Origin of the sequence: Aeromonas sp. 600774 (genome assembly GCF_049175075.1) — a bacterium.
In the GTDB taxonomy this organism is placed as follows: Bacteria; Pseudomonadota; Gammaproteobacteria; order Enterobacterales; family Aeromonadaceae; genus Aeromonas; species Aeromonas veronii_A.
Window position 1 is genome coordinate 527074 of sequence record NZ_JAAKUJ010000001.1, and the last position, 25342, is coordinate 552415.

The 25342-nt window shown below is 57.6% G+C and carries 26 protein-coding genes; 6 read left to right on the forward strand and 20 right to left on the reverse strand.

Annotated features, from left to right (window positions below):
* Position 1 precedes the first annotated feature (1 nt).
* Positions 2 to 1432, reverse strand: a complete 1431-nt coding sequence (locus G5171_RS02195) for a wax ester/triacylglycerol synthase family O-acyltransferase (protein WP_421259761.1) — start codon at positions 1430 to 1432, stop codon at positions 2 to 4.
* Between the two features lie 254 nt (positions 1433 to 1686).
* Positions 1687 to 2019: a polyhydroxyalkanoic acid system family protein gene (locus tag G5171_RS02200; RefSeq protein WP_100645872.1), complete on the reverse strand. Its 333-nt coding sequence runs from the start codon at positions 2017 to 2019 to the stop codon at positions 1687 to 1689.
* 259 nt (positions 2020 to 2278) lie between these two features.
* Here G5171_RS02200 and G5171_RS02205 point away from each other — a divergent pair, with 259 nt between their 5' ends.
* Positions 2279 to 3007: an FFLEELY motif protein gene (locus G5171_RS02205; RefSeq protein ID WP_157160780.1), complete on the forward strand. Its 729-nt coding sequence runs from the start codon at positions 2279 to 2281 to the stop codon at positions 3005 to 3007.
* A 104-nt stretch (positions 3008 to 3111) separates the two neighbouring features.
* Here G5171_RS02205 and G5171_RS02210 read toward each other — a convergent pair whose 3' ends face one another.
* The 3 genes from G5171_RS02210 to prpB are packed head-to-tail and all read right to left on the reverse strand — an operon-like array spanning position 3112 to position 6593.
* Entirely contained in the window at positions 3112 to 4557 is a 1446-nt protein-coding gene (locus tag G5171_RS02210; RefSeq protein WP_421259762.1) for a bifunctional 2-methylcitrate dehydratase/aconitate hydratase, read from the reverse strand.
* A gap of 10 nt (positions 4558 to 4567) precedes the next feature.
* Positions 4568 to 5695 (reverse strand): bifunctional 2-methylcitrate synthase/citrate synthase, encoded by a 1128-nt coding sequence (prpC, locus tag G5171_RS02215; RefSeq protein ID WP_270656830.1) that lies wholly within the window; start codon positions 5693 to 5695, stop codon positions 4568 to 4570.
* Positions 5696 to 5705: 10 nt separating this feature from the next.
* Positions 5706 to 6593: a methylisocitrate lyase gene (gene prpB / locus G5171_RS02220; RefSeq protein WP_421259809.1), complete on the reverse strand. Its 888-nt coding sequence runs from the start codon at positions 6591 to 6593 to the stop codon at positions 5706 to 5708.
* Between the two features lie 147 nt (positions 6594 to 6740).
* On the opposite strand from prpB, the gene G5171_RS02225 reads away from it, so the two are divergent.
* The 4 genes from G5171_RS02225 (at position 6741) to rsmF (ending at position 12136) form a co-directional block, all read left to right on the forward strand.
* Positions 6741 to 7367, forward strand: a complete 627-nt coding sequence (locus G5171_RS02225; protein ID WP_421250138.1) for a paraquat-inducible protein A — start codon at positions 6741 to 6743, stop codon at positions 7365 to 7367.
* Positions 7351 to 7953 (forward strand): paraquat-inducible protein A, encoded by a 603-nt coding sequence (locus tag G5171_RS02230; protein WP_005333132.1) that lies wholly within the window; start codon positions 7351 to 7353, stop codon positions 7951 to 7953. Before G5171_RS02225 ends, G5171_RS02230 begins: the two co-directional genes overlap by 17 nt.
* Before the next feature lie 55 nt (positions 7954 to 8008).
* Positions 8009 to 10561: an MlaD family protein gene (locus tag G5171_RS02235; RefSeq protein WP_421250137.1), complete on the forward strand. Its 2553-nt coding sequence runs from the start codon at positions 8009 to 8011 to the stop codon at positions 10559 to 10561.
* Positions 10562 to 10705: 144 nt separating this feature from the next.
* Complete coding sequence (gene rsmF, locus G5171_RS02240) at positions 10706 to 12136, forward strand: 16S rRNA (cytosine(1407)-C(5))-methyltransferase RsmF (RefSeq protein WP_421250136.1); 1431 nt, start codon at positions 10706 to 10708, stop codon at positions 12134 to 12136.
* 226 nt (positions 12137 to 12362) lie between these two features.
* Here rsmF and G5171_RS02245 read toward each other — a convergent pair whose 3' ends face one another.
* From G5171_RS02245 to yceD, 15 genes are all read right to left on the reverse strand, one after another.
* Positions 12363 to 12647 carry a RepB family protein gene (locus tag G5171_RS02245; RefSeq protein WP_216978799.1) on the reverse strand — a complete coding sequence of 95 codons (285 nt, stop codon included), beginning with the start codon at positions 12645 to 12647 and terminating at the stop codon, positions 12363 to 12365.
* 161 nt (positions 12648 to 12808) lie between these two features.
* Entirely contained in the window at positions 12809 to 13837 is a 1029-nt protein-coding gene (locus tag G5171_RS02250; RefSeq protein WP_236280468.1) for a site-specific integrase, read from the reverse strand.
* Positions 13838 to 14120: 283 nt separating this feature from the next.
* Entirely contained in the window at positions 14121 to 14900 is a 780-nt protein-coding gene (locus G5171_RS02255) for a TatD family hydrolase (RefSeq protein ID WP_216978800.1), read from the reverse strand.
* Between the two features lie 25 nt (positions 14901 to 14925).
* Positions 14926 to 15873 carry a DNA polymerase III subunit delta' gene (holB, locus tag G5171_RS02260; RefSeq protein WP_216978801.1) on the reverse strand — a complete coding sequence of 316 codons (948 nt, stop codon included), beginning with the start codon at positions 15871 to 15873 and terminating at the stop codon, positions 14926 to 14928.
* Positions 15858 to 16499 carry a dTMP kinase gene (gene tmk / locus G5171_RS02265; RefSeq protein WP_216978802.1) on the reverse strand — a complete coding sequence of 214 codons (642 nt, stop codon included), beginning with the start codon at positions 16497 to 16499 and terminating at the stop codon, positions 15858 to 15860. The genes holB and tmk overlap by 16 nt, the downstream gene beginning before the upstream one ends.
* A complete protein-coding gene (gene mltG / locus G5171_RS02270; protein WP_162632596.1) occupies positions 16499 to 17500 on the reverse strand; it encodes an endolytic transglycosylase MltG in 1002 nt (333 codons plus the stop codon). Before mltG ends, tmk begins: the two co-directional genes overlap by 1 nt.
* Positions 17490 to 18296 (reverse strand): aminodeoxychorismate lyase, encoded by an 807-nt coding sequence (gene pabC / locus G5171_RS02275; protein ID WP_216978803.1) that lies wholly within the window; start codon positions 18294 to 18296, stop codon positions 17490 to 17492. Before pabC ends, mltG begins: the two co-directional genes overlap by 11 nt.
* Positions 18297 to 18364: 68 nt before the next feature.
* Complete coding sequence (fabF, locus tag G5171_RS02280) at positions 18365 to 19606, reverse strand: beta-ketoacyl-ACP synthase II (RefSeq protein ID WP_064337925.1); 1242 nt, start codon at positions 19604 to 19606, stop codon at positions 18365 to 18367.
* Positions 19607 to 19688: 82 nt separating this feature from the next.
* Positions 19689 to 19925, reverse strand: a complete 237-nt coding sequence (gene acpP / locus G5171_RS02285) for an acyl carrier protein (protein ID WP_005300909.1) — start codon at positions 19923 to 19925, stop codon at positions 19689 to 19691.
* A gap of 158 nt (positions 19926 to 20083) precedes the next feature.
* A complete protein-coding gene (fabG, locus tag G5171_RS02290; protein WP_005351850.1) occupies positions 20084 to 20818 on the reverse strand; it encodes a 3-oxoacyl-ACP reductase FabG in 735 nt (244 codons plus the stop codon).
* Between the two features lie 13 nt (positions 20819 to 20831).
* The gene (gene fabD, locus G5171_RS02295; protein WP_216980309.1) at positions 20832 to 21767 is read right to left on the reverse strand and encodes an ACP S-malonyltransferase; all 936 of its coding nucleotides are present in this window, start codon (positions 21765 to 21767) and stop codon (positions 20832 to 20834) included.
* Between the two features lie 71 nt (positions 21768 to 21838).
* The gene (locus G5171_RS02300; RefSeq protein ID WP_216978804.1) at positions 21839 to 22798 is read right to left on the reverse strand and encodes a beta-ketoacyl-ACP synthase III; all 960 of its coding nucleotides are present in this window, start codon (positions 22796 to 22798) and stop codon (positions 21839 to 21841) included.
* Between the two features lie 7 nt (positions 22799 to 22805).
* The gene (gene plsX, locus G5171_RS02305) at positions 22806 to 23825 is read right to left on the reverse strand and encodes a phosphate acyltransferase PlsX (RefSeq protein WP_421211009.1); all 1020 of its coding nucleotides are present in this window, start codon (positions 23823 to 23825) and stop codon (positions 22806 to 22808) included.
* A 9-nt stretch (positions 23826 to 23834) separates the two neighbouring features.
* Entirely contained in the window at positions 23835 to 24002 is a 168-nt protein-coding gene (gene rpmF / locus G5171_RS02310) for a 50S ribosomal protein L32 (RefSeq protein ID WP_005300935.1), read from the reverse strand.
* Positions 24003 to 24021: 19 nt separating this feature from the next.
* The gene (gene yceD, locus G5171_RS02315; RefSeq protein WP_005345553.1) at positions 24022 to 24543 is read right to left on the reverse strand and encodes a 23S rRNA accumulation protein YceD; all 522 of its coding nucleotides are present in this window, start codon (positions 24541 to 24543) and stop codon (positions 24022 to 24024) included.
* Positions 24544 to 24661: 118 nt separating this feature from the next.
* Between yceD and G5171_RS02320 the strand changes: the two genes are divergently transcribed.
* Positions 24662 to 25243, forward strand: a complete 582-nt coding sequence (locus G5171_RS02320; RefSeq protein ID WP_421243563.1) for a Maf family protein — start codon at positions 24662 to 24664, stop codon at positions 25241 to 25243.
* Positions 25244 to 25342 lie beyond the last annotated feature (99 nt).

The window sequence follows — 25342 nt, forward strand, 5'->3', positions numbered from 1 at the left end:
ATCAACTCAGCAGCGCATCAAGGCCGTTCGGGTCGAACAGCAGTTCAGGCTCCAGCAACACCAGCAGTAACAGTTGTTCAAACTCCACGGCGAAGCGGTCGACAACCTGATCCGGGTCAGGTACCAGCTTCTTGTCGGTGATAAGGCCCAGCTGCACCTTGTGATCGTAAGAGAGGATGGAGACGCCGACACCGATATCCCCCGATTGAGGCACCCAGAACAGCGGCTGACGCAATTTTGCTCCAGCCAGATAGAGGGTCTGCTGCGGGCCGGGCACATTGGTGATCACCGCGCTGGCCTTGGCCGTGAGCAGCTCGACGGCCTGCTGCTGCACCGCATTGGGGGCCATGCCAAGGGCATGTAACAAGTTGAGCACTACTACGGGTTGTAGCGAGGTGCGCAGCGCCTGCATTCGGTCACGTACGGTATAGAGCCGCTGCAACGGGTGTTCAACATCCAGTGGCAAGTCCAGGGCCACCAGCCCGAAGCGGTTGCCAAGTGCCCCCTCATCGTCCGGTGCACGCATATTGACTGGCACCAGGGCGCGGATCTTGACCTTGTTGGCATCATCCCCCTTCTCCTGCAGGTAGTGGCGAAACGCCCCTGCGGTGGCGGCGATCAGCAGATCGTTGACCGAGCAGCCCAGTACCTTGCCCACTGCCTTGATATCCGGCAGATCAATTTGCTCCGACCAGGCCACCCGCTTGGTGCTGGTGGTCTTACCCCGCAGGCGGCAGGGGGAGTCATCACCGAGGGTGGCGATATTGCACAGCTCGCTCGCCAGATCGCGCCCGGTCTTGAGGTAATCCACCGCCTTGGTGGGATGGGTGACCACTTCGACATATTTGGACCAGAGGCTACCGGTCAGCTTGAGACCGGCCCGCACCAGCCGGCTGCCCTGGTGGCAATCCTCCTCATCCTCGTCATCGCTGTCATCCAGTGGCTCCGGTGACGGTGGTCGCGGCGCCCCTTCCGGTGTGTTATCCATCATGGTCAGCATGGCTCGCACCAGCGAGAAGCCGTCGCCCATGGCGTGGTGAATGCGCACCACCAGCGCTTGCCCACCCAGCGACGTGTCGGTCAGGTGCATATCCCACAGGGGGCGCTGGTGGTTGAGCGGCGTCGAGGCGAGATCGGCCACCAGCTTCTCCAGCTCCAGCTTGCCCGCTTCACCCGGCAGGATCACTCGCTTGAGGTGCTGATCGAGATCGAAATCGGGATCATGGCGCCAGTAGTAGGAGCCCCCCTCCAGCACGGCCCGCTGGTGGAAACGGGGTTGCACCGAAATGGTATGGCGCAATCCGGCCCGCAGACGCGTTTCATCAAGCTCTCCTTCAAACATCAGGACACCGATGATCTGCATCAGGTTGTTGGGTCTGTCCATGCGTAACCAGGCGGTATCGACGCAGGAGATAAATTCACTCAGTGGCATGGTTGTTTCCCTACAAAATGAATTTACCGAGGCGGCAAATTGCTCCTTCCCTCATATCCGGATGAGGGCTTGATGCAATCAGAATGACTTTAATGAGTGCCGACTCGAAATATGAAATAAAGATGAAAGATTACTTACAAATAGAATCGAGACATCGCTGGATAATAAATCTGACAAACCACATGGCTTGCAAACTTATTTCAAACAGCCATCGTTTACAGCTGGTTTATTTAAAACCAGTGCAACGAAGAGTTTCAAACACGTTTGGGGCAAGGTAAGCGATTGTCGACATAATCGAGGATCTCCTGCTCCAGCACGCTGCGTACTGGCAACAGCATCAAACCAAGATGCACTTCCAGTTCCAGGGTATCTTCGTCCAGGGTGAGAGTGCCATGTACCCCTGAGCCGCGAAAGCGTAACTCGGTCTCCTCTTCATCCGCCCATTCGCAATCGAGTTGATAGCTCTCGCTCATGTCCGCAGCGATGGCTTCGGCCGCGATCCGGGCGGCGGCCAGTCCCAGCGGATGCTGACGGCTGATCTGGATGGTAGAGAGTGCGCTGCTGCCAGCAAGCGAGTTGAAGAACATGGTAGTTACTCTGGGTCATAAGTTAGTTATTGATATTAAACACATGTTCACAACAAATGAAAGGATGGTTCACATAAATGGGACTCACTTAACAGAGTCGAGAGGGATGCAGGCCATCAGCGGGGCATGGCATTTATTCCCTCCCCCGTGCGCGCTACACTTGTCACGGAACGATCAGCAAAAGCTGCTTGTTTTTCATTCACTTGTATCTTCGTATCACCGAATCCCCATCAATGGGCCCAAGGCCAGAGAGCTGTAGATGACGCATCAAGAACATGCCCACGACGACGATAGCACCCTGGGTCGGCTCTACCGCCAGCTCAAGCGGGTTGCAGCCTTGCGCGAGCAGATGCGTGCTCACCCGGAGGATCTGCAGGATCGGGATCGGCTACGCCAGTGGCAGGCCGACCGGTTGGGGCGAACCCATCGTGATCTGCTGGAGAGTGACCGCTACGGCCCGGCGGCCGAGTTTTTCCTGACCGATCTCTATGGCCCCGGGGATTGCGCCCGCCGCGATGCGGACGTGATGCGGGTGATGCCAACCGCCGAGCGGCTGTTGCCGGAGTCCGGCCTCAAGGTGCTGGCGCAAGCGATCGAGCTCGACGCTCTCTCCGAAGAGCTGGACTACCTGATGGTGGTGGCGCTGCGGCGCATTGATGGCATTGATCCCATCACACCGGATCATTACACCATCGCCTATCGTGCCGTGGGTGAACAGGCGCGCCGGGAACATCAGATTGCGTTGGTGAGCGAGCTTGGCATGACGCTGGACAGACTGGCGAGAAAGCCGCTGCTGGGGGCAACCCTCAAGCTGGTGTCAGGGCCAGCCCATCTGGCGGGGCTTGGCGAGCTCTTCTCCTTTGTCGAGCGCGGCTATCAGGTGTGTCATCAGATGGGGCGTGCCAACGAGTTTCTCGAGACCATCGCCAGTCGCGAGACGGCCATCATGACGGCGCTCTTTAACGGCGACAGCAGTGCGCTGGGGTAAGGCTTATTGAGGGATAAGCCGCCAGAATAACAAAGCGGGCCGATGAGCCCGCTTTTCGTTTATCACTGTTTGCCGATATGTTGGCCAATGCAAGAGCGGAGCGATCAGATCACCAGCAGATCCATAAAGGCGTGCATCGGGGTGGCGGCAAGGCGCGGCCCATCCTGACAGAGGGCCAGAATGTCGCTGACCCGTTTGGCCGGGAAGCGGGTGGCCAGATTGTGCTGGAATTTCTCCACCAGCAGCGGGATCCCCTCCTCCCGACGGCGACGATGGCCGACCGGATACTCCACCTCCACCTTGGCGGTGTGAGTACCGTCCTTGAAGAAGATCTGGATGGCGTTGGCAATGGAGCGCTTGTCCGCCTCCAGATATTCGTGGCTGTAGCGTTTGTCCTCCTGCACCACCATCTTGCTACGCAGCGCGTCGATGCGGGGATCGGCCGCCACGTCATCCTCGTAATCCTCGGCGATCAGGCGCCCAAAGATCAGCGGCACCGCCACCATGTACTGCAGGCAGTGGTCCCGATCGGCCGGGTTATTGAGGGCACCCACCTTGCTGATGATGCGAATGGCCGACTCATGGGTGGTGAGTTCGATGCGGTCGATCTCATCCAGCCGCCCCTTCACCTGACCGTGCAGTTTCATGGCGCACTCAACCGCGGTCTGGGCATGGAACTCGGCGGGATAAGAGATCTTGAACAGCACGTTCTCCATCACATAGCTGCCGTACCCCTGATGCAGGGCGAACTGGTTGCCCTTGAACAGCACATCGTAGAAGCCCCACTTGGGGGCGCTCAGCACACCGGGATAGCCCATCTCGCCGCTCATGGTGATAAGGGCGAGGCGCACCGCGCGAGAGGTGGCATCTCCTGCCGCCCAGCTCTTGCGCGACCCTGCATTGGGGGCATGGCGGTAGGTACGCAGGCTCTGGCCATCGACCCAGGCCTGGGAGACCGCATCGATTACCTGATCGCGGGTGCCACCCAGCATATGAGTCACCACGGCGGTGCTGGCGACCTTGACCAGCACCACGTGATCGAGACCGACCCGGTTGAAGGAGTTCTCCAGCGCCAGCACCCCCTGAATTTCGTGGGCTTTGACCATGGCCACCAGCACATCGCTCATGGTGAGCGGCGCCTTGCCCTCGGCCACGCGAGTACGGGAGAGCCAGTCGGCGGTGGCCAGAATGCCCCCCAGATTGTCGGAGGGGTGACCCCACTCGGCGGCCAGCCAGGTGTCGTTGTAATCGAGCCAGCGGATGATGGCGCCGATATCCCAGGCCGCCTTGACGGGGTCGAGGCAGAGCTGGGTACCGGGCACCCGGGCACCATGGGGTACCAGTGTCCCGGGGACTATAGGGCCAAGGTGCTTGGTGCACTCGGGAAAGCGCAGGGCCAAGAGGCCACAGCCGAGCGTATCCATCAGGCAGTAGCGGGCGGTGTCGAGGGCCGCCTCGCTGGTAATGGGGTGGTTGCAGACATAATCGGCAATATCGACCAGCACCTGATCGGGCTCGGGTCTGTGGTTGACGTCGACGTTGGCGGACATCGTGATTTCCTTATCGTTGTTGTAGAGAGACAAAGTGACGGGGGGCCGGGCCGACATAATCGGCGCTCGGGCGGATGATCCGGTTGTGCTCGCGCTGCTCCATCACGTGGGCGCACCAGCCGCTGACCCGCGAGCAGACGAAGATGGGGGTGAACAGCTTGGTCGGGATCCCCATGTAGTGATAGGCGCTGGCGTGGAAAAAGTCGGCGTTGGGAAAGAGCTCTTTCTCCTCCCACATCACCTTCTCCGCCTCGCAGGAGACGCGATAGAGGCGATCATCCCCTACCGCCTCGGCGAGCTTGGCCGACCACTCCTTGATGATGACGTTGCGTGGATCCGAGGTGCGGTAGATGGCGTGGCCAAAGCCCATGATCTTCTCCTTGGCCGCCAGCTTGGCCAGCAATTCGCGCCTTGCCTGCTCTTCATCCTGCCAGTGTTCGATCATCGCCATGGCCGCCTCGTTGGCACCGCCATGGAGCGGGCCGCGCAGGGTGCCGATGGCCGCGGTGATGCAGGAGAACATGTCAGAGAGCGTCGAGGCGCAAACCCGCGCCGCAAAGGTGGAGGCGTTGAACTCATGCTCGGCGTAGAGGATAAGGGAGACATGCATCACCCGCCGCTCCAGCTCGCTCGGTGCCTTCTGGTGCAGCAGCGCCAGAAAGTGGCCACCGATACACTCCTCGTCGCTGTCGAGGGCGATACGAATACCTTCATGGCTGAACTTGTACCAGTAGATCAGAATGCCCGGGAAGGCAGCCAGCAGCCGATCCGCCACTTCATGCTCATGCTCGAAACCATCTTCCGGCTCCAGATCGCCGAGCATGGAGCAGCCAGTGCGCAGCACATCCATGGGATGGGCATCGGCGGGAATGCGTTCCAGCACTTCCAGCAGCGGCTGGGGCAAGGTGCGCAGGCGGCGCAGCTCGCGCTTGTAGGCGTCAAGCTGCTGCTCACCGGGCAACTCCCCCTTGAGCAGCAGATAGGCAACCTCCTCGAACTGGGCGCTATCGGCCAGCTCCTTGATGTCATAGCCGCGATAGGTAAGACCGGTGCCACTCTTGCCTACTGTGCAGATACTGGTCTCCCCTGCGCTTTGACCGCGCAGACCGGCCCCGCCCAACGGTTTTTGCTGTCCCATAAGCTGCCTCCTATTCCTTGGCTGTAAACAGACGATCCAGTGTCTGCTCGTAGTGGTGATATCCGAGGAAGTCGTAGAGTGACTCCCGGGTCTGCATGGTCTCCACGACAGCGCGCTGATGGCCATCCTGGCGAATATGTTGATAGACGTTGAGGGCGGCCTGATTGGCGGCCCGGTTGGCACTCAAGGGGTAGAGCACCATGTCGACCCCGTGGGCGGCCAGTTGCTCTTTGTCAAACAGTTCGGTTTTGCCGAACTCGGTCATGTTGGCGAGGATCGGCACTTTGGCCGCCTGCTTGAACTGGTCGTACTGAGCAAGCTCGGTCACCGCCTCGGCGAAGATCATGTCGGCCCCGGCGGCCACATAGGCAGCGGTGCGTTCAAGAGCAGATTCCATCCCCTCTACCGCCAGTGCATCGGTGCGGGCCATGATGACGAACTCGCTATTCTCGCGGGCATCTACTGCAGCCTTGATCCGATCGCACATCTCCTCAAGCGGGACCACCGCCTTGTTGGGACGATGACCACAGCGCTTCTGGGCCACCTGATCTTCCATATGGACGGCGGCAACTCCGGCTCGCTCGAACGCGCGAATGGTGCGGGCGATATTGAATGCCCCACCCCAGCCAGTATCGATATCGACCAATAGCGGCACTCGGGTCGCCGCTGTGATCCGTTCGGCATCGATCAGCACGTCGTTGAGGGAGGTCATGCCGAGATCCGGCAAGCCATAGGAGGCATTGGCTACTCCGGCGCCGGAGAGATAAAGAGCTTGAAAGCCGCTGCGCTCGGCCATCAGCGCCATATAGGCATTGATGGTGCCGACGATCTGCAGGGGATGTTCATTGGCAAGGGCGGTGCGAAAGCGCAAGCCTGCCGAGGGGGACAAACTGGACATCATGACTCCTTTCACCTGTCTAGTCTGGCTATCTAATATCACGTTTACGTTAACGTCAATTATACTTTCGTAACATTCCGGCCGCAGGCAAGACAGGAAACCGGTTTTAGGGTAAATTTCACCAATTCCTTCAACAGGTTGAATTGTATGATGGAGCCCGGTTCCGTAATTGTCTGTCCGGCGTGCGACTTGCTGATCCAGCGCAAAGCACTGCCGCTGCGTCGTCATGCCCACTGCCCGCGTTGTCATCAGCATCTCTATGGCCGTTATGCCTTTCGTCCTTCCCAGTTGATGGCCTTGACCATCACCGGTTTTCTGCTGCTGCCCTCCGCCTTTTTCGAGCCCCTCATCTATCTGCGGCTGGCTGGCGTCAACTCCGATGCCAACTTGCTGCACGGGATTTTTGTGCTGTTTGGCGAGGGGGAGTTCTGGGTTGCTTCCCTGGTGCTCTGGTGCGCCGTACTGGCACCGGTAGGGTTATTGGCGGGGATCTTTGTGCTGGCTTCGGGTCTGGCCAAACGTTGGCACATTCTTCCCGTCACCTTGAAGCTGGTCGAGGTGTTTCGCCACTGGGCCATGCTGGAGGTCTATATCGTCAGCCTGCTGGTTGCCCTGTTCAAACTGATCGACATCGCCGATGTGCGCCTCGGTGGCGGCTTGCTCAGCCTCGGTATTTTGATGCTGCTCAACATGACCCTGCTGATCCTGTTTGACCCCGCCCCCTACTGGGCGCGGATCCCGTTAAAGGAGCCGGAACATGACCAGCGCCCGTGAGATGGGGCTCTGCCGCTGCCATACCTGCGGTTTGCTGGTGCGCTATCAAGCCGGGGCAGTCTGCCCCCGTTGCAGCAGCAAATTACAGGTGCGCATTCCCCGCTCCCTCGCCTGGTCGTGGGGCTTGCTGGCGCTCGCCACCTTCATGTTGTTGCCTGCCAATCTGTTGCCCATAACCCATTTCTACAACAAGGGGTTGCTGCAGTCAGATACCATCTTCAGCGGTATCATGATGCTCTATCGCAGCAAAATGAGCGGGATTGCCACCATAGTCCTCACCGCCAGCATACTGGTGCCAGTGGGAAAAATATTGGGGCTGGGCTGGATCTGCTGGCAGTTGCAGCGGGCCAAACCGGTGCGGCGCAAGCGCCAGCTGGTGATGTATCGGGTGATCGATTTTATCGGTCGCTGGTCGATGCTGGACTTGTTCGTGATTTCGCTGATGGTGGCGCTGGTCGATCGGGGTGTGCTGCTGAGTGTCCGCGCAGGCCCGGGGGCCACCGCCTTTGCCGGTGTGGTAGTGCTGACCATGATGTCGGCCCGCATGCTCGATACCCGTTTACTGTGGGACAAGGCGGCCCGTTGATGATTTCTCTGTTTTTGTCTGATGTGCTGTTTAATCCAGCCAATAAGGAGTCACTATGATCGGGGCTGAACCCGTCATTGAAAAGCGTCGCTGGTTATCACCGGTCTGGCTGTTACCCCTGATAGCCCTGCTGCTGGCAGGTGGCTTTCTCTATCAGCAGGTATTGAGCCGTGGCCAGCTTATCCAGATCAACTTCGCCCAGGGCAACGGCATCTTGCCGGGGAAAACCCAGGTTCGTTACCAGGGGGTGGCCATCGGCGTGGTGCAAGAGCTGGAGCTGGCTGAAGATGGCCGCAAGATTGCGGTGATGGCCAAGATTGACAGCCGTGCCAGGCCGCTGATCCGCAAGGGATCCGACTTCTGGCTGGTGAGCCCCAAGGCGTCGCTCACCGAAATCTCCGGCCTCGATACCCTGGTCTCCGGCAACTACATCAACCTGCAACCGGGGCGTGAAAGCAATCCGCTGGAGGAGACCTTCGATGCCCTGGAGGGCCCTCCTCCCGGCTATCAGGCTCAGGGGCGGATGCTGCACCTGACCGCCGATTCGCTGGGTTCGGTAGGGATTGGCGCCAAGCTCTATTTCCGCGGTATCGAGGTGGGCAGCGTCATCAATACCCGCCTGGGTCAGGACAACCAGAACGTCATTCTGGATCTGGTGATCGAGCCGCGTTTCGAACATCTGGTCAAAGCTGATACCCGCTTCTGGAACATCAGTGGCATCAAGGGCTCCTTCAGTCTGGCCGGGGTGAGCGTGGAGGCTGGCAGCCTCACCTCCATTCTGAGCGGCGGCATTGCCTTTGACTCGCCCAAAGATTCACCGGAACCGGAGAAGGGACAGACTTTCGTCCTCTATAAAGGGCTGGCGGAAGCGGCGCGTGGCGAGCGTATCGACATTGCGGCTGGCGATCTTCCAGTCAAGGAGGGGATGCCCATCCTCTATGAGGGGATCGAGATTGGTCGTATCGACCCCATTCGCCTCACCGACAAAGGCCGTGTGGTCACAGCGCTGATCAACCCGGAGCAGGCCTATCGCATTACCGACAAGAGTCAACTGGTGTGGGAGAGCGTCTCCCTCTCCGCGACCGGTGTGCAGCATGCAGATCGCCTGCTCTCCGGTCCGGCCATTCGCCTCGACTATGTGGCGGGCAAACCGGCACAGAAGATGGTTCTGACCGATCGCGCGCCCCAGAGCGGCACCAAGGTGACGCTGCAGGCTGACGATCTGGCGGGGCTCAATCAGGATGCACCTGTCTGGTACAAAGGATTGCAGGTGGGCCGTATCAGCCAGCTCACCCTGGATGCGCGCGGCAATGCCAGCGTCGAGCTGGTGATGGCGCCGAACTATGGTCATCTGCTCAACCGTGCCCGCTTCTATCGCGCTGCCCCGCTGCAGATCGATGCCGATCTGAGCGGCATCAAAGTAGAAACCAGTCCTGCCAGTGCCTGGTTGGGAGGCGGGATCAAGCTGGTACAAGCCAGCAGTGGCGAGCGGATTAACCGTCTCTACCCCAGTCAGGAGCTGGCACTGCTCGGTACCCGTGATGCCAAGCCCCAACGCTGGTTGCTCAAGGCAGATCAGGCCGATGGCATTGGCATTGGCTCGCCTGTGCTATATCTTGGGCTGGAAGCGGGCAAGGTCAAACAGCTACGCGCCGCCAAAGAGGGGGTCGAGATCGAACTCGAAATTGATGGGGTCTATGCTCCTCTCCTCGCACAGCAACCCCAGTTCTGGAAAAAACCGGCCATCGACACCAAGGTGCGGGTCGATGGTGTGCAGGTCAAGGTGGGCAACCTCGGTACCCTGCTGCGTGGCGCCATCGAGTTCGATCGGTTGGCCAATGGCCGCAGCAGTCATCAACTGTTCGATTCCAGGGAGCAAGCCAAGGCCAAGGTGCGCCAGCTGTCACTGGTGGCAGAGAGCAATCCGGGGCTCGGGATTGGCAGCCCGATCCGCTATCGCGGTGTCGATATCGGCAAAATTGAAGAGATCGAGCTGGAGCCGTCACTGGGTCAGGTGATCTTCAAGGCGGAACTCGATGGCCACCACGCCGAGCGTTTCCTGCAGTCCGGCGCCCGCTTTACTCTGGTGCAGGCCAAGCTGGGGCTGGGCGGTGTCGCTCACCTCGATACCCTGATCAAGGGGGCGTTTGTAGAAGCACAACCCGGAAAAGGCGCAGGCAAAGATCGCTTCCCCTTGAGTCAGGTCGGCCCGGTGGGTCTGGCCCTGACCCTCAAGAGCCCCTCCGTCAATGGCCTGAGCGTCGGCAGTCCGCTACTGTTTCGCAAGATGGTGGTGGGCAGTGTCACCAAGGTGGCGCTGGCTCGGGATGGCAGCGAGGTGGTGATCGGTGTCAACGTGGATCAGGAGTATGCCCATCTGGTGCGGGCCAACTCCCGTTTCTGGAATGTCTCCGGGGTTAAGGCGGATATCGGGCTGACTGGTGGCACCATCGAAGTGGAGACGGTGCAGAGCCTGCTGGCCGGCGGCATTGCTTTCAATACGCCGGAGAGAGAGATGGGGCCGACCGTCAAGGCTGGTCACAGCTATCCGCTCTACGGCAAGGCCGAGAAAGAGTGGCTGGAGTGGAGTCCGCGTATCCAGCCCTGATCTCTTCCCTTTGTATCTCATCCAAGCCCGGTACAGTGCCGGGCTTTTTTATATTCCAGTGCCTGTTGATAGGGTTCAGATTCAGAATATTCTTAGCCTTGTGATAGGATATCGCCCCTCTTTTTCGGTCAACGAGATGGCACAGTGCACGACAACACCTTCCTTCCCGATTACTTTTTACGCCACATTGCAGCCATCATGCCGGCCCATCTCTCGATGGATGAGTTTGTGGCCAGTTGTCGACGTCCGCTGCGCCGCAGCATTCGGGTCAACACCTTGAAGATCGCCGTCTCGGATTTCGTCGCCCTGATGGAGCCACTGGGTTGGCAGCTCGACCCTGTGCCCTGGTGTGATACCGGCTTCTGGCTGACCCGCAGCGATGAAACTGTCCCACTTGGCAACACCGCCGAGCACTTGAGCGGGCTCTTCTACATTCAGGAAGCGAGCTCCATGCTGCCGGTGACGGCACTCTTTGCCAGCGACAAGATCAAAGCGGATGGCATGTTGCTGGATGCGGCGGCGGCCCCCGGCTCCAAGACCACCCAGATCGCGGCTCTGATGAACAATCAGGGAATGCTGGTTGCCAACGAGTTTTCCAGCAGCCGGTTGAAAGTGCTTAGCGCCAATATCCAGCGCTGCGGCGTGACCAATGTGGGGATGACCCATTTTGATGCCAAGGTATTTGGCCAGTGGTTGCCGGAGACCTTCGATGCCATCCTGCTCGACGCCCCCTGCTCCGGTGAAGGTACGGTGCGCAAGGATGAAGATGCACTGCGCAACTGGAGTATCGAGAGCATCGACGAGATCGCGGCGGTGCAGCAGGGGCTGCTGGAGAGTGCCTTCCATGCCTTGAAACCGGGTGGCGTACTGGTCTACTCCACCTGTACCTTGAGTGAACAGGAGAATCAGGCGGTCTGCCAATCCCTGCTGGACAAGTTTGGCGATGCCTTGAGTTTTGACTCGTTGGCAGACCTGTTCCCCCATGCAGAGCAGGCCTGTACATCCGAAGGATACCTGCACGTTTGGCCCCAGATCTTCGACAGTGAGGGCTTTTTCGTCGCCAGATTACGCAAGCATCACTCGGTGCCCAACACCATGTTCAAGCCGGGCAAGCTGGGTAAATTCCCTTTTGCGCCGCTTCCTGCCAAAGAGGCGGAACTCATATTGCGAAAAATTGAAGCCAACTTTGGGGTAGCACCGCAGGGTCAGCTGTTTGGCCGCAATGACGAGATCTGGCTCTTCCCCCAGCGGTTTGATCAGGTGCAGGGCAAGCTGCGTTTCGACCGCATCGGCATCAAGTTGGCCGAAACCTTCAAGAAAGGTTATCGCCTCACTCATGAGTGGGCACTGGCCTATGGCGATAAAGCGAGCAAGGGCGTGGTTGAGCTGGATAGCGCCAATGCGCGGGAATTCATGATGGGGCGGGATGTCTGGCCAGAACAGGATGCTGGCACTGGCGAGGTGATCGTCCGCTATCAGGGGCATACCCTGGGCATGGGGAAATGGGTGGGGAGTCGGGTTAAGAATGCCCTCCCCCGCGAGCTGGTGCGTGACAACAATCTGTTCAATGCGTAGTGGGACGCTCGGTTCATCAGCACTTGAACGAGTCTGAAATACCCACACTCTGGTTGAACTTTTCTTCGGATCTTGAAAAGCCTTGAGCCTTGTCTAAGCTTAAGGCAATCCGAACACCAGTTAGCGCACGGCTCTGCAAGGAGCCAATTCCCCTATGCCAGGTACAAGGAATTCGTACCTGGCTTTTTTTATCTCTTCACGTTTCGCTGTTACTTCACTTTTGTGTCTATTCAACAGTCTCTTCGAGCTGTGTGGCGACTCTGTTTTCAAACGGAGGTTCTCTACCCAGCTCATGTTGGTAGAGCAGATCGATCGCCTGCTCGATGAGTGATGCCTGACTGTCTTCGAGATGAAGACCCAGTGCGGCCAATCGTTCGGCGTGGCGATTGCTGATCCAGCATTGCAGCCGGGTATGGGTCTCCTGCTTGCGTTTTACATGTTGGCGCTGCCGCTCGGCATTGTTTTGGGGCCCCGCCTCTTGCTCTTCACGCACTGTGATTTCTTGGCTCATATGTCCTTGCGATATTACGTTTCCGAGTTTGTTATCTCTCATCACATGCCATTATCCATTGGAAGATGCCCCTTCCACCTTGGGCTGCTGGCTGCACGGCAAATATATCATCAGATCAACAGGATATCATTTAACATAAAAAACGAAGTGACGCAGTTGTGTCAAAGCAAGCCATCAAGGGCATGATCGGAGAACTTATGGGCGTCATCGAAGTACTCCTGCAGGGTCCGCATATCCTTGTGGCGCGTCACTTCTATGATCTTGTTCATCGGCTTACCGGCAGTCACCGCCGAGGTAATGAACCCGCGACGCAGGCTATGGCCACTGACGTAGAGATCGTCAATAGTTTGGCCGGTTCGGCGCTTGATCATCAGATTGATGCCCTGGGGGCCGAGTGGTTCGGCCATCAATTGGCCCCAGCGGTTCATGCGTCGAAACAGCGGCCCCTCGCTGATCCGGCTTTTGTGTAGCCATTTTTGCAGTGCCGACACGGGGCAATAGTGTTTGCCCGGAATCAAGGCTATCTCGGTTTCATGCAGCTGATGCTTGCTCGGTTTGAGGCGAAGGCGGATCCCCTGCCCCACAAAATCGAGATCGCTCACTTCAATTCGGGCTGCTTCCGAGCGGCGCAAGGCGCCACTGAACATCAAGAGCAGCAGGGTATGATCACGCAAGCCAGCCAGATCACCGGTGTCGATGCCATCGAGCACCTGGGTCAATGGTTGCAGCGTCAGGGCGCCGGTTTTGCGTTTACGGTTATCCCCCAACCTGACAATACCGCGCATCATCTCCTTGATTTCGGGATGTTCGGTGGGCATGGGGTGAATGCCTTTCTGCTTGAAGGCATAACGGATCCCCGCCAGCCGTCTCACCAGGGTTGCTGGTTTTCGAGGCTCGCCATTACGCAGTTCTCCCTTCCCCTCCTCTTTATCCAGCCATATCCAGTCGGCCAATACGCCGTCGGCCTGATCAGCGAGAAAATTCATGATGTCGTGATGGGTCGTTTGTAGCGGATCCAGCCCGTGCAATTGACACCAGAAGACAAAAATACGGGTATCCGCCTGATAGGCATTGAGGGTGGAATCCGCTTTTGCACTGCGCAAAAAGCGGCGTGCCCGACTATTTAGCTGCGCATCGAAAACAGTCTGCAGTGACTGATGAGCCGGATTGGATAAGGATGGATATGCCACGGAACACTATGATTCATATGAAGTTTGATAGGATCTTACAGGATCCTTTCCATACATCAAGTATCGATAATGAATATTATCGATACTTATAGCCTGATGTTTTAATACCCTTTGACCACGGTGAAAAAACGAAACATCGGAATATCATTCACCCAGTTTTGTATGGATGAACGAGTTGAATTGACTGGGTGGGTGAGAGATAACGTTGTGCTAGGTTGATTTTCAGGTGGGTAATCAGCTTGGTATTTGAAATATAAAAGCCCCGAGCAACGGGGCTTCTGTGTTATTTTTTCGCCAGCTTGAACAGTTCAAAGAAATTCCGGCTGGTGGCTTCTGCCAATTCATTAAGCGGAATATGACGCAGATCGGCAATAAACTGCGCAACGTCTCGCACAAAGGCAGGTTCGTTCTCCCTCCCCCGATGCGGAACAGGTGCAAGATAGGGCGAGTCGGTCTCGACCAGCAATCTGTCGAGGGGCAGAGCCTTGACCACTTCTTGCAGTGCAGACGCATTTTTGAAGGTGGCGATCCCGGAGATGGAGATATAGAACCCCATCGCCATCGCGGCTTGCGCCATCTCGAGAGACTCGGTGAAACAGTGCAGCACACCGCCCACCTGATCAGCTCCCTCTTCACGCATGATCTGCAAGGTATCTTGCTGGGCATCGCGAGTGTGGATGATCAGCGGCTTGTTCAACGCGCGGGCAACCCGGATATGTTCGCGGAAAGAAGCTTGCTGCACCTCTTTGTTTTCAGGGGAATAAAAGTAGTCAAGCCCAGTTTCGCCGATGGCGATCACTCTTTCGTCCGCAGCCTGTGTCAGCAACAAGGCTGTATCCACCCCGGGTTCCTGATTGAGCGGGTGTACACCGCAAGAGGCAAACACCTGGGGATAGGGAGCGATCGCCTCGAGCATGGTCGGGAACTGTGCCTGAGTCACACTGACACAGAGAAAATATCCCACGTCCAGTTTCGCGGCCTTGGCAAGTACATCAGACATGCTGGTCTGCTTGCTGCCATAGCTGAGGCGATCGAGATGACAGTGGGAATCAACGAGTAACATATAAAACCTTTCTGCTTGTCGGTACTTATAACCAGCGACTGAGCCAGTTCATCAGATGGATGGTGGGATTGGAGAGCTGACCCGGCTGACAGGCCGCTTTCAGGGCAACCAGATCTTGTTCTGCCTCCAGCAGTTTTTCGCTGGAGTGCTGCTCCGCCAACCGCTGGCTCAAGATGGCCAGATCAGGCATGGCCAGCTGATGGTGACCACATCCGGCCTGGGTTTTCAGGGCATCACACAAGAAGAGCTGCAACCAGTGCAACCTGACCTGCGTCTCCTGACCAAGCTGGCTGCACAGTGCCGTCGCCTTGACCGGACTTTGACTCAGGGCGACAAACTGTTCCAGCAGTTCGCGGCGAGTACCGTCCTGTTGCAGCTCGATATAGTCGAGTACCCGCAGCGGTGCCCCCTGACAGATCCGCACCTGAGCCAGAGTGGCCTGATGACCCTGCTCGGCCAACCAGCGTACTGTTTCCCCTTCCGCAGGCAACTGACAGACATGTTTGTGACAGCGACTGAGAATGGTGGGAAGCAACCGGGAAACCTGGGAGGCAATCAGCAACAGCAAGCTGTCGCCGGCCGGCTCTTCCAAGGTTTTCAGCAGGGCATTGGCCGCGGATTCGGTCATCCGCTCCGCATCAGGAATGATCACCACCTTGCCACGGCCGAGATGGGCAGAGCCCTGCAGCCGGGTGCAGATCTCGCGAATGGCCTCGACCCCGATGGTCTTGCTGTCGCGCGTTATGGTGCCGAGATCCGGGTGGTTGCCCTTGTCAAACAGCTGGCAGGAGTGGCACTGACCACACGGTTCTCCACGATCCGGTTGTTGGCAAAGGTGCAAACGCGCCAGCCGCTCAGCCAGTTGCTCCTTGCCAAGACCGGGATCGCCCAGCAACAACCAGGCGTGGCCGAGACGACCGGACTGGGCCGTCTGGCTCAGGGCATGCCAGTCAGGGATCAGCCAGGGATACATAGCGGCTCGTTCGACAGATAGTGATCCAATGCACACTCGATGGCCGCTTTGACCTGTTCCGGCGTTTGCGCCGCATCGATCACCACAATGGAATCATCCTGGGCGGCCAGTTCGAGATAACGAGTTCGGGTACGCTCGAAGAAGCTCAGTTGCTCCAGTTCGATGCGATCCAGCTCGCCGCGATGGCGTGCGCGCTGCAAGCCAAGGGCAGGATCGATATCGAGATAGAGGGTGAAATCCGGCTTGAAGTTGCCGAGCACCGCCTGCTTGATGGCTCCGATAAGCTGGGCATCGATACCACGGCCGCCCCCCTGATAGGCCTGGGAGGAGAGATCGTGGCGATCCCCCACCACCCAGATACCATCGGCCAGTGCCGGCTTGATGCGGGTCTCCACCAGTTGTACCCGGGAGGCATACATCAGCAGCAATTCCGCCTCGATGGTGAGGCGCTCGTCGTGCACCTCTTTGACGATAGCCCGCATCCGCTCGGCCAGTGGCGTACCACCCGGCTCGCGGGTGCACTCGATCCGGTTGATGCCGTGGCGCTGCAGATAGTCGGTCACATAACGAACGGCCGAGCTCTTCCCTGCCCCTTCCAATCCTTCGATCACAATAAATTTAGACATTAGGGTTTCTTCAATATGTATTCACGAACCGCCCGATTGTGTTCATCGAGAGTCTTGGAGAAATAGTGGGCACCGCCCCCCTTGGCGACAAAATAGAGATAATCAGTCGACTTGGGGTTAAGCGCAGCTTCGATGGAGGCCTTTCCTGGCATGGCAATAGGCGTGGGCGGCAGACCGTCGATCACATAGGTGTTGTAGGGATTCTTGTCGGTCAGATCGCTGCGGCGAATGTTGCCATCGAAGCGATCCTTCACCCCGTAAATGACGGTGGGATCGGTTTGCAACTTCATGCCCAGACGCAGACGGTTGACGAATACGGAGGCGATCTGCGCCCGCTCGTCCGGCTGGCCGGTCTCTTTCTCGATGATGGAGGCCATGATCAGCGCCTCATAAGGGGTCTTGTAAGGCAGGTTGGCCTGACGTTTCTCCCAGCTCTGCTGCAGGAAAGTCTCCATATCCTGATGGGCGCGACGCAGGATCGAGAGATCGCTGGCATGGGTGGTATAGGCATAGGTTTCCGGCAGGAACCAACCCTCCAGCTTGCCATTCTCGATGCCGAGTTCCTGCGCCAGGTCGGCTTCGGATTGCTCGACGGTCAACCGCTCAAGGTATGGGGCGCTGGAGAGTTGCTTTTGCCAATCCTCGAAACGGGAACCTTCGACGAAGGTGAGGCTGAAGTGAAACTCCTTGCCCGATGCGAACAGGGAAAGGGTCTCCTTGAGAGGGGCCCCTTCCTTGATTTCATAGGTGCCCGATTTGATGGCCACCAGTTCGGGATGGCTGCGCAGCCAGAGCCGCACCGCCCAGGGGCTGGTTTCCCCCTCACCCAGTTCGGCGATCAGGCGCGCCGCATGGGCGCCCTTCTCCACCGTAAAGAGCCGGGTCGGCCCCTTGTTGGTGAGCGTCTCTACCTGTTGCCATTTGTAATGTACATAGCCCCCGGCAGCGGCTACCGTCAGTGCCGCCCCCGCGAGCAGGGTGTAAAGCCGATTAAACTTCAATGACCAAACGCTCCTGTAAACGGCGACTCAATACCGCTGGGGGATAGTGAATATCCTCGATGCCATTGACCGGCACGATCCCCATCAGGGTATTGGTGAGCCACACCTCTTCCGCCTGCCATAGTGACTCCAGCGGAGCCTCTACCACACGCAACTCAATACTCATCTGTTTCAACATCGCCATCACCTGGCGACGCATGATGCCATCGACACCACCGCGGGCGAGATCGGGCGTAAACACCGTCTTGCCCCGACGCCAAAACAGATTGGCACTGACCCCTTCAATGAGAAAACCGCGACTGTTAAGCACTATCCCTTCGACTGCATTTCGGCTGACAAGTTCGCTTTTCAGCAATACCTGCTCCAGACGATTCAAGGTTTTAAGCCCGGCCAGCATGGGGGCATCACCGATCCGCTGGCGGCACACCACCATCTCGATCCCCTCCTGTTGCCACTGGCCATAGTGAGTGGGAAATGGCGCCAGAGTGACAATCCGGGTTGTGTGCTGACATCCGCTGCCGTCATAGCCCCGCCCCCCCTCGCCGCGGGTCAGGATCACCTTGGCCACGCATTGTGGCTGCTCGGCCACCATCTCTTCAACCTCCCGGGTCAAGAGATCCCAGTCCGGTTCAACCAATCCCAGCCGGCTATTGGTCTGTTGCAGTCGAGCCAGATGCGCTGGCCACAGCAATACCTGTCCTTCTCTCACCGCCATGGTGGTGAAATGACCGTCACCATAAGCCAGCCCCCGATCATGGGCCGAGATGGTATCAAGCTTCACGCCATTGATAAGCAAAGGGATCCCTCCGATAAAAAAGGCCCGATACCGGCAGTATCGGGCCTGTGTCTTTGCCCTGCGGCAAATTATACGCGTTTGAAGATCAGTGAGCCATTGGTGCCGCCAAAACCAAACGAGTTGGAAAGGGCGTACTCGAAGCTGCCTGGCTTGGCCACATGGGGCACCAGATCCAGATCGCACTCATCATCCGGGTTGTCCAGGTTGATGGTGGGTGGAGCCACCTGATCACGCAGAGCCAACACAGTGATGATCGCCTCGATGGCTCCGGCGGCGCCCAGCAGGTGACCGGTCATGGACTTGGTGGAGCTGATCATCAAAGATTTGGCGTGCTCACCAAACACCGACTTCATGCCACGCAGCTCGGCCACATCACCCAGCGGGGTGGAGGTACCATGCGCGTTGATGTAACCAATCTGCTCGGGGGCAATGCCCGCATCCTTGATGGCATTTTTCATGGCGCGGGCGCCACCGTTGCCATCTGCAGGAGGCGCAGTCATGTGGTACGCGTCACCGCTCATGCCAAAACCGACCAGCTCGGCGTAGATCTTGGCGCCACGGGCCTTGGCGTGTTCGTACTCTTCCAGTACCAGTACACCGGCACCGTCACCCAGCACGAAACCATCGCGATCTTTATCCCACGGACGGCTCGCTTTTTGCGGCTCGTCGTTGCGGTTGGAGAGTGCCTTGGCGGCAGCGAAGCCACCCATCCCCATCGCGGTGGAGGCTTTCTCGGCGCCACCGGCGACCATCACATCGGCATCACCGTAAGCGATCATCCGACCCGCCATACCGATGGCATGGGTACCAGTGGTACAGGCGGTGGTCACAGCGATGTTCGGCCCTTGCAGACCTTTCATGATGGAAAGATGACCGGACACCATATTGATGATGGTGGACGGAACGAAGAAGGGACTGATCTTGCGCGGGCCGCCGTTGACCAAGCTTTCGTGGTTCTGTTCAATCAGACCCAGACCGCCGATACCGGAGCCAATCGCCACGCCGACACGTTCGGCATTCTCTTCATTGATGGTCAGCCCGGAATCATCCAGCGCCTGCATACCGGCCGCGATGCCGTATTGAATGAAGAGATCCATCTTGCGAGCGTCTTTACGGTTGATACCGTACTGCTCGGGATCGAAATCCTTGACCAGACCTGCGAAGCGGGTTGCAAACTCGCTGGCATCAAAGTGTTCGATAAGGGAAATGCCGCTCTGCCCGTTGAGCAGTGCTTGCCAGCTGGATTCGGCAGTGTTACCCACCGGGGAAAGCATCCCCAAGCCGGTCACCACGACTCTGCGTTTTGACACTGAGGTAGTCTCCGAGAGGTGTTTTGAAAAGGAACAAATACAAAAGAAGCGGCCCTTGGGCCGCTTCTTTCAGAACAGGAACTTATTCCTGATTAGCGGTGATGTAGTCGATAGCCGCTTGAACAGTGGTGATCTTCTCGGCTTCTTCATCAGGAATTTCGGTATCGAATTCTTCTTCCAGCGCCATTACCAGTTCAACGGTATCCAAAGAGTCAGCGCCCAGGTCGTCGACGAAGGAGGCAGCGTTCTTAACGTCTTCCTCTTTAACACCCAGTTGTTCGATGATGATTTTCTTTACGCGTTCTTCGATGTTGCTCATGACCTGAATTTTCCTTTAAAAATACGCTATTTGCGTCTGGTTGGGGTAGTTTATTCAATTGACGTGAGTTTGCAAGTAGCTTGCCGCTGGTCAAACCACGAAATGTGCCAAACTTCGGCGTACTATCGCAAATTTGAACAGATCTCACGACAAATTGATTACACCATGTACATCCCGCCATTAACATGCAGGGTTTCGCCGGTGATATAGGCTGCTTCATCAGAAGCCAAGAATACCACAGCTGCGGCAATTTCTTTTGGATCACCCAAACGGGCGGCAGGCACCTGACTCATGATGCCGGCACGTTGATCGTCATTCAGGGCACGGGTCATGTCGGTTTCGATGAAACCGGGAGCAACCGCGTTCACTGTGATACCACGGGATGCCACTTCCCGCGCCAACGATTTGGTAAAACCAACCAGACCGGCCTTGGCGGCAGCATAGTTGACCTGACCGGCATTGCCCATGGTTCCCACCACGGAGCCAATGCTGATGATGCGACCGTGACGTTTCTTCATCATGGCACGCAACACCGGTTTGCTCAGACGATAAAGCGAGGTCAGATTGGTATCGATGATCTCGTTCCACTCGTCATCTTTCATCCGCATCAACAAGTTGTCACGGGTGATCCCCGCGTTGTTGATCAGGATGTCGATGTCGCCAAAGCGCGCCTTGATGGCGGCGAAGACGGCTTCGATGGATTCCTGGCTGGTCACGTTCAGTGCCATGCCGCAACCATTGTCGCCCAGATAGGCGCTGATCGCCTCGGCACCGCTCTCACTGGTCGCCGTACCGACCACTTTCGCGCCACGGGCCACGAATGTTTCGGCAATCGCACGGCCGATGCCACGACTGGCACCGGTCACCAACACAACCTTATCGGTAAAGCTCATTACTTGCTCCTGTTTACTTGATCTGGGCCAGCGCCTGCTCGAAAGAGACGGCATCGTTGGCGTGAATACCTTCCACGCGCTTGTCGATACGCTTGGCGAGCCCGGTCAACACTTTGCCCGGTCCCATCTCGATCTCGAGGGTAACCCCCTCGTTGGCCATCCGTTCGACAGTCTCGGTCCAACGAACCGGGCTGAACAGCTGACGTACCAGCGCTTGCTTGATGGCGGCCGGATCCTGTTCACAGGATACGTCGACATTATTGATGACAGCGATGGTTGGAACCTTGATCTCGATCCCGTCCAGCGCAGCTGCCAGTTTTTCTGCGGCAGGTTTCATCAACGCGCAGTGAGACGGTACGGAGACTGGCAGCGGCAACGCACGCTTGGCACCCGACTCTTTCATCAGCACGTTGGCGCGCTCAACGGCCTCTTTGTGACCGGCGATAACCACCTGGCCCGGAGAGTTAAAGTTGACCGGAGAGACCACCTGCCCTTCTGCCGCTTTTTCGCAGTTGGCGGCGATGGATTCGTTATCCAGGCCGATGATGGCCGCCATGGCGCCGGTGCCTTCCGGTACCGCTTCCTGCATGGCCAGACCACGCAGCTCGACCAGTTTGACCGCATCGGCAAAATCGAGTGCGCCGCTGCAAACCAGCGCGGAGTACTCACCCAGGCTGTGACCCGCCATCATGGCAGGCGTTGCCCCACCCTGCTGTTGCCACAGGCGCCACAGAGCGACAGAGGCTGTCAGCAGCGCAGGCTGAGTGCGCCAGGTTTTGTTCAGATCTTCAACCGGACCATCCATCACCAAGGCAAACAGGTCATAACCCAGCACCTGGCTCGCCTCGGCGAAGGTCTCCTTGATCACGGCATGTTGTTCGGCCAGCTCGGCCAGCATGCCTACGGACTGGGAACCTTGTCCCGGGAAGGCAATGGCAAATTGGGTCATCATTGATTCCTTTTAGATAAGACAAAAATGAAATCGGTGACGGAATGATGGAGACACCATCCCGCCGAAGATCAAAGGCGAACCAGCGCCGAGCCCCAGGCGAAACCGCCGCCAAAGGCCTCCAGCAGAACCAGCTGACCCGGTTTGATCCGGCCATCCCGCACCCCTTCGTCGAAGGCAACCGGAACAGAAGCGGCAGAGGTATTGCCGTGCTTGTCGAGGGTCAGTACCACTTTATCGAGGCTCATACCCAGCTTCTTGGCGGTGGCACTGATGATGCGGAAGTTGGCTTGATGCGGCACCAGCCAATCCAGCTCGCTCGGCTCGATACCGGCAGCGGCCAACGTTTCGGTTACGATCTCGCTCAGACGGGTGACTGCTACCTTGAAGACATCGTTGCCCTTCATATACATGTAGGCTTCGAGCTCGGCACCCGGCATGCCACGACGGGGTTGCGGCAGCTTGAGCAGCTCGCCATAACGGCCATCGGCATGAAGATGGGTAGAGAGGATGCCCGGCGTCTCGCTGGCACCGACAATCACAGCCCCGGCCCCGTCACCAAACAGGATGATGGTGCCGCGATCTTGCGGATCGCACATGCGGGAGAGCACATCGGCCCCGACGACCAGCACATGGCGGGCGGCGCCGGATTTGACGAATTGATCGGCAATGGAGAGTGCGTAGGTGAAGCCTGCGCAAGCAGCAGCCACGTCAAAGGCAGGAATGCCCGGAACGCCGAGCAGCCCCTGCAGCTCGCAGGCGGCAGCCGGGAAGGCATTTTCAGCACTGGTGGTGGCCAGCACTATCATATCGAGATCGGCAGCGGTCAGGCCGGCTGCATCCAGGGCGCGCAGGGCGGCCTGGTAAGAGAGGGTGGCAACGGTTTCGTCAGCCCCGGCAATACGGCGCTCACGGATACCGGTGCGTTCCACGATCCACTCATCACTGGTCTCAACCATCTGCTCGAGATCGGCGTTAGTCCGCACTGAACTCGGCAGGTAGCTGCCAGTACCCAGAATTTTGCTATGCATAGAGTTCTTATAGATCCCTGTCAGAGAAGACAGCTTCAAGGCGATCTGCTATTTGCAGTGGAAGTTGATGTTTGGCCTCTTGTGCGGCCAGCAGGATCGCATTACACAGAGCGCGCCGTTCGGCCCGCCCATGACTTTTTACCACAATGCCGCGCAATCCTAACAGACTTGCTCCGTTATACTGGTCGGGGTTCAGGTAAGAAAAACGCCGTTTGAACATAAATCCGGCGATCCGGCCAAGAAAAGTGCGTTTCTTGCGGGGATATCCGGCCAGCTGAGCCATCATCCGCACCACCCCTTCTGCCGTCTTGAGGGAGACATTGCCGACAAAACCGTCGCAGACGATCACGTCGCTGTCGCCGCTGAAGATGCGATCCCCTTCGATGAACCCGACATAATTGAGTGCGGGACACTGACGCAACAATTCGGCGCTGTGGCGCACCAGATCGTTGCCCTTGATCTCCTCCTCGCCGATGTTGAGCAAGGCAACACGGGGTGATGCAATGCCTTCTACCTTTTCGGCCACGACGGAGCCCATCACCGCAAACTGCAGCAAGGTATCCGCATCGCAACTGACGTTGGCGCCTAGATCCAGCATCACGGTACGTTTGCCGCTCAATGTCGGCAGCGCCTTGATAAGGGCGGGTCTGTCTACCCCGGGCAGGGATTTGAGCACGCACTTGGCCATCGCCATCAACGCACCGGTATTGCCAGCACTGACGCAGGCATCGGCCTCACCGGCTTTCACCAGATTGAGTACCACCCGCATGGAGGAGTCTTTCAGAGTTCGCAGCGCCACGATCGGTTTATCACCCATGCCAACCACCTGGGATGCATGTACGAAACGAACGCGGGGATGATTCAGCAAGCCATGTTGCTGCAGCAGAGAGGAGGTCTGGTGGTGGTCACCGACCAGGATCAGTTTTAGCTGGGGTAAAAGAGACAGTGCCTGCACGGCGGCAGGCACTGTTTCCGAGGGGCCAATATCTCCCCCCATGATGTCTAGCGCGACAGTTTGCGTAGACAAAGGCAATCCTTAAGCGATTACCTTTTTACCGCGGTAGAAACCATCGGCAGTCACGTGGTGACGACGATGAATTTCGCCACTGGTCTGATCAACAGTCAGGGCAGCGGTGGTCAGCGCATCGTGGGAACGACGCATGCCACGCTTGGCACGGGTTTTACGGTTCTGTTGTACGGCCATTGTAGGCTAACTCCTAAATTCACTTACGTTTAAGCTCTTCAAGAACTGCAAAGGGATTCGGCCGCTCATCAGCAGGTTCGATTTCACCCCAGGTCATCTCCATGTTTCCTCTCGGGCAGGCATCCAGAGAATGCATTGCGACTTGAGGCAACGAGAGGATGAGCTCATCCTCCAGGATTTGATGAAGATCTATCTCGCCGTTTTCGTCCAACTCAATGGGCTCATAAGCTTCCGGCAGTTCTTCCTCGTTTGTTCTTTCGAACAGCGGAGTGTAGATAAATTCAGCTTCACAGAGGTGTTCGAATGTCTCTCCGCAACGTTGGCAAACCAGGTCAACCTTGGCATGGGCAGTGCCTTTCATAACGGTCAACTTCTGGACATCTTTGCCAAAGTGCAGTGATACCTCGATATCACTCTGCAAGCCAGCGGTTGATTCCTCCAGCCTGGGCATCTGCGACTTTTCCACTATCCCGATGTAATCGAGCAGCTTCAAGGCACTACGGACTGGATCAACCTTAACGGGCAACTTCACCTTTTGCATAGGGCGCGAATAATATAGGTCCAACAACTGATAGTCAAAGGAAAAAGTCCTTACCGCCGATGATTTTAACGTCACAAGTCCCTAGAATGCCGGTACTCGCTTTCATCGGTACCTAATTATGCCACAGAATCTGATCCTCGCCTCAACTTCTCGCTATCGCAAAGCCTTGCTGGAGAAGCTCGGACTCCCCTTTGAATGTGCCGCCCCCGATGTGGATGAGCGACCAGTGGCTGGCGAATCTGCCGAGGCGCTGGTGGCTAGGCTGGCCCATGCCAAGGCTGATGCCATCGCCGGGCAACGTGATCACGGCTTGATTATCGGCTCTGATCAGGTGTGTGTATGCGATGGTCACATCCTCGGCAAACCGGGTACCATCGACAATGCCATCGCCCAGCTGATGGCGGCCCAGGGGCGCAGTGTCACCTTCTACACAGGCCTGTGCGTAGTGAATGCCGCAACCAATGAGGCTCATCAACTGGTGGAACCCTTCACTGTCCATTTTCGCAACCTCGATGAAGCCGCCATTCGCCGCTATGTAGAGGCAGAATTGCCACTAGATTGTGCTGGCAGCTTCAAATGTGAAGGTATGGGCATCGTGCTGTTCAAGGGGCTGGAGGGGCGCGATCCTAACGCCTTGATCGGTCTGCCACTGATCGGCCTGATCGAACTGCTGGAGCGCCACGGTATTGCCCTGCCCTGATTGCGGGCGAATAGATAAGCTAGATCGAGGATATAAAAAGCCCGATCAATAGACCGGGCTTTTTATATCAATCAGATTGATGTCTCTTAAAGAGAAGCG

Bases quoted from the DNA above. Each gene is read 5' to 3' on its own strand.
- G5171_RS02320 (WP_421243563.1), top strand. From the start codon at position 24,662: ATGCCACAGAATCTGATCCTCGCCTCAACTTCTCGCTATCGCAAAGCC.
- G5171_RS02300 (WP_216978804.1), bottom strand. From the start codon at position 22,798: ATGCATAGCAAAATTCTGGGTACTGGCAGCTACCTGCCGAGTTCAGTG.
- rpmF (WP_005300935.1), bottom strand. From the start codon at position 24,002: ATGGCCGTACAACAGAACCGTAAAACCCGTGCCAAGCGTGGCATGCGT.
- G5171_RS02205 (WP_157160780.1), top strand. From the start codon at position 2,279: ATGACGCATCAAGAACATGCCCACGACGACGATAGCACCCTGGGTCGG.
- prpC (WP_270656830.1), bottom strand. From the start codon at position 5,695: ATGGGACAGCAAAAACCGTTGGGCGGGGCCGGTCTGCGCGGTCAAAGC.
- yceD (WP_005345553.1), bottom strand. From the start codon at position 24,543: ATGCAAAAGGTGAAGTTGCCCGTTAAGGTTGATCCAGTCCGTAGTGCC.
- holB (WP_216978801.1), bottom strand. From the start codon at position 15,873: ATGTATCCCTGGCTGATCCCTGACTGGCATGCCCTGAGCCAGACGGCC.
- G5171_RS02230 (WP_005333132.1), top strand. From the start codon at position 7,351: ATGACCAGCGCCCGTGAGATGGGGCTCTGCCGCTGCCATACCTGCGGT.
- G5171_RS02200 (WP_100645872.1), bottom strand. From the start codon at position 2,019: ATGTTCTTCAACTCGCTTGCTGGCAGCAGCGCACTCTCTACCATCCAG.
- G5171_RS02225 (WP_421250138.1), top strand. From the start codon at position 6,741: ATGATGGAGCCCGGTTCCGTAATTGTCTGTCCGGCGTGCGACTTGCTG.
- G5171_RS02235 (WP_421250137.1), top strand. From the start codon at position 8,009: ATGATCGGGGCTGAACCCGTCATTGAAAAGCGTCGCTGGTTATCACCG.
- G5171_RS02255 (WP_216978800.1), bottom strand. From the start codon at position 14,900: ATGTTACTCGTTGATTCCCACTGTCATCTCGATCGCCTCAGCTATGGC.
- acpP (WP_005300909.1), bottom strand. From the start codon at position 19,925: ATGAGCAACATCGAAGAACGCGTAAAGAAAATCATCATCGAACAACTG.
- G5171_RS02210 (WP_421259762.1), bottom strand. From the start codon at position 4,557: ATGTCCGCCAACGTCGACGTCAACCACAGACCCGAGCCCGATCAGGTG.
- fabD (WP_216980309.1), bottom strand. From the start codon at position 21,767: ATGACCCAATTTGCCATTGCCTTCCCGGGACAAGGTTCCCAGTCCGTA.
- G5171_RS02195 (WP_421259761.1), bottom strand. From the start codon at position 1,432: ATGCCACTGAGTGAATTTATCTCCTGCGTCGATACCGCCTGGTTACGC.
- prpB (WP_421259809.1), bottom strand. From the start codon at position 6,593: ATGTCCAGTTTGTCCCCCTCGGCAGGCTTGCGCTTTCGCACCGCCCTT.
- fabG (WP_005351850.1), bottom strand. From the start codon at position 20,818: ATGAGCTTTACCGATAAGGTTGTGTTGGTGACCGGTGCCAGTCGTGGC.
- tmk (WP_216978802.1), bottom strand. From the start codon at position 16,499: ATGTCTAAATTTATTGTGATCGAAGGATTGGAAGGGGCAGGGAAGAGC.
- G5171_RS02245 (WP_216978799.1), bottom strand. From the start codon at position 12,647: ATGAGCCAAGAAATCACAGTGCGTGAAGAGCAAGAGGCGGGGCCCCAA.